General features: G+C 64.4%; 3 protein-coding genes. 2 read left to right on the top strand and 1 reads right to left on the bottom strand.

The genetic code is table 11. From position 1 onward, the window contains the following. Window positions 1–4: 4 nt before the first annotated feature. Window positions 5–757: an ABC transporter permease gene (locus PARACOCCUSGL_RS0119845; RefSeq protein WP_010400760.1), complete on the bottom strand. Its 753-nt coding sequence runs from the start codon at window positions 755–757 to the stop codon at window positions 5–7. A gap of 173 nt (window positions 758–930) precedes the next feature. Here PARACOCCUSGL_RS0119845 and PARACOCCUSGL_RS0119840 point away from each other — a divergent pair, with 173 nt between their 5' ends. Continuing rightward, entirely contained in the window at window positions 931–2,604 is a 1,674-nt protein-coding gene (locus PARACOCCUSGL_RS0119840) for a capsule polysaccharide transporter (RefSeq protein WP_010400757.1), read from the top strand. A 3-nt stretch (window positions 2,605–2,607) separates the two neighbouring features. Then, a complete protein-coding gene (locus PARACOCCUSGL_RS0119835) occupies window positions 2,608–3,276 on the top strand; it encodes an ABC transporter ATP-binding protein (protein WP_010400754.1) in 669 nt (222 codons plus the stop codon). The last annotated feature ends 3 nt before the right edge of the window (window positions 3,277–3,279 follow it).

Here is a 3,279-nt window from a genome sequence, read left to right as displayed (position 1 = left end):
TTCTTTAGCGTTCGAGTAATTTTTTGTGTTTTTTTTCGAGCAGTGCGAGCCCTGCGACGATGAGTGTTATAGCGACGGTCAGGACATATGTTCTGCTGACATACGCGGCCTCATATGTGGGGTAGAAGCCTCGTCTCATCAGTCCGATGCAATGGATAAGGGGGTTGTACCACAAGAGCGCCTGGGCCTTTGCGGGCATGAGGTCGTAGAGAAAGAAGATGCCCGAGACGAGAAAGAGGGGGCGTGTGATGATGCTCCAGATCCGCTCCCAGATCGGAAAGCTGGTGATCAGAAAACAGTTCAGCGTGCCGACGCCCATGCCCAGCAGGGCAAGCAGCAGCAGTGCCTCGAGCACGGGGGCAAGGTCCACCGGACCGGGCAGCTGAAAGGCGACATAGATGCCGGAGATGACGATGGCGATGACCGTGGCATGGGTCAGCACGTTCAGCACCACCCGTGCGATCAGCGCATCGATGAAGGTCACGCTGGGATAGGCAAGAAACGGCCTGGAAAAGCGGATTGCCGCCGCGGTTTTACTGGACAGGTCGTGAAACATCGCAAAGGGCAGGAAGCCCGTGGCGTAAAACAGCGGAAAGTTCGACCCGAGCCCCGGGCTGCGCAGCGCAAGGCTGAAGAGCACGCTAAGCAGCGCCACCCCCAGGACCGGTTCGAGAATCGCCCAGATATAGCCGCCGACCGAGCGGCCATAGGTTGTGGCGATTTCTCGCAGCATCAGGGCGGTCACGGTGCGGACCATGCGGAAACGCGGCCCATGCCGGCCGGGCCGCTGGGGACGGCGGTTCGGGGATGCTGGAACGGGGCGTGCCGGAACGGGGGCGATATCGGACATGTGAACGCAAACGCTGGTCTGTACGGGCGGCAATATGTAACAACTGCAGTCGAAAGGTAAACCAGCGAAGGCCCCCGCCCGTGACCACCTCTTCTCCTCCGGCCGGTGACAAGACCGGCCAGCCGGCCGCCCGGCAGCAAGCCAGCGCAAGCCCCGCCCCCGAGGCGGCTGCGCCCGCTGCGCCGCAAACGGCCGCGCCGGCCGTCGCGCAACGTCCCTTTCAGCAGCAGCAGGGCCTGGGGGCCAAGGCTCAGCCGGCCCAGCCCGCCGGGCCTGCGGATGCGGGTCAGGCGGATGCGTCACGCGCCCAGCCGCAGGTGGCCCAGCCGCAGGTAGCCGGGCCGCAGGTGACCGGACCGCAGGTGACCGGGCCGCAGCCTGCGGCGGGCAAGACCAATCCTCCGGCGCTGCGCCCGCAGGAGCAGGAGGCCAGGCCGATTCCGGTCCGTCCCATGCAGGAGCCTGCACCCGCTGCCGCGGCCAAACCTGCGGCTGCTGCGGCCAAACCCGCGACACAGCCTCCGGCCAAGGCGGTGGCCAGGCCCGTCGCCAAGCCTGCGGCAAAGCCGGTTGCCAAACCGGTGGCGCCGACCCCGGCCAGGGCGGTGCCCGCCCAGCCGGTGCGGCCGCCGGTCGGCATCGCCCAGCCGCGGCGGCGGCATTGGCTGATGCTTGGCTCATTCCTTGCGCTGGTGGTGCTGCCGACGCTGATCTGGGCTGCCTATCTGTGGCTGCGGGCCAGCGATCAATATGTCTCGACCGTCGGCTTTACGGTGCGCAACGAACAGGCCGCCCCCTCGATCGAGCTTTTGGGCGGGCTGTCGCCACTGGCCGGTGGCGGCGGGGCGGCCGATACCGATGTGCTTTACGAATATATCCGCAGCCAGGACATGGTCGAGCGGATCGACGCCGAGCTTGACCTGCACGCCCGTTTCTCGCGCGCCTGGCCGCATGATTTTGTCTTTGCCTTCAATCCCGAAAACCACATTGAGGATCTGACCGATTACTGGCAGCGTCAGGTCAAGGTGCTTTACGACAGCAGCACCCAGCTTATCACGCTGAAGGTCAGCGCCTTTACCCCCGAGGATGCGCAGGCGATCGCGGCGGCGGTGTTCCAGGCCAGTTCGGACAAGATCAACGAGATCTCGACCATCGCCCGCAACGACGCGACGCGCCTTGCCCGGGCCGAGCTTGACAAGGCCCGCGCCGAGCTGACCGAGACGCGCCAGGCGATGACCGCCTTTCGCATGCGCTCGCAGATCGTCGACCCCGAGGCCGATCTGGCCGGCCAGATGGGGGTGCTGAGCGGGTTGCAGGCGCAGCTGGCCGAGGCGCTGGTTGCCCATGACCTGCTGCTGGACAATGCCCAGCCGACCGATCACCGGGTGGTTCAGGCCCAGCAAAAGATCGAGGCCCTGCGCCGGCTGATCGAGGCCGAGCGCAGCAAGTTCGGCGCCGAGGGCCAGGGCCCTGCGGGCGAGAGCTATGCCCAGCTGATGGCGGAATATGAAAAGCTGGCCGTGGACCGTGAATTTGCCGAGGGTGCCTATCGTTCGGCGCGGATCGCCTATGAGACGGCCCTGGCCGAGACGCAGCGCCAGGCACGCTATCTTGCCGCCCATATCGAGCCCAAGGTGGCGCAGAGCGCGACCGAGCCGAACCGTCCCTGGCTGCTGGCCATGGTGGCGGGGCTGCTGCTGGCCGGCTGGTCGATCCTTGTGCTGATCTATTACAGTGTCCGGGACCGCCGCTAAGCGATGATCTGGCTGGAGAACCTGACCAAGATCTATCGTCTCAAGGGGCGCGAGACGCAGGTTGCGGACAATATCAACGCGGTGTTTCCGACCGGTGCTTCGGTTGCGCTTCTTGGGCGCAACGGGGCGGGAAAATCGACGCTTTTGCGGATGATTGCCGGGACGGTGGCGCCGACCTCGGGGCGGGTGCTGTCGGATGGCACCATCTCATGGCCGGTGGGTTTTGCCGGCAGTTTCCATGGCGAGCTGACCGGGGCGCAGAACGTGCGCTTTGTGGCGCGGATTTACGGCGTCGATACCGATGAGCTGGTCGATTACGTCGAGGATTTTGCCGAGCTTGGCGCCCATTACCACCAGCCATTCGCAAGCTATTCCTCGGGGATGCGGTCGCGTCTGGCGATGGGGACCTCGATGGGGATCCATTTTGACACCTATCTGGTCGATGAGGTGACCAGCGTGGGCGACGCCAATTTCCGCGCCAAGTCGCAGCGCGTCTTTGCCGACCGTATGGCGAGTTCTTCGGCGATCGTGGTCAGCCATTCGATGCCGATGATCCGCAAGATGTGCAACATGGGCGCCGTACTCGACCGGGGAAAACTCACCGTCTTTGACGACCTCGAAAAGGCAATCGCAAAACACGAAGAAATCATGAAAATACCTCCAAAAAAATGAAAA

Origin of the sequence: Paracoccus sp. TRP (assembly GCF_000185925.1) — a bacterium.
In the GTDB taxonomy this organism is placed as follows: Bacteria; Pseudomonadota; Alphaproteobacteria; order Rhodobacterales; family Rhodobacteraceae; genus Paracoccus; species Paracoccus kondratievae.
This window is presented reverse-complemented; position numbering and strand designations above follow the sequence as displayed.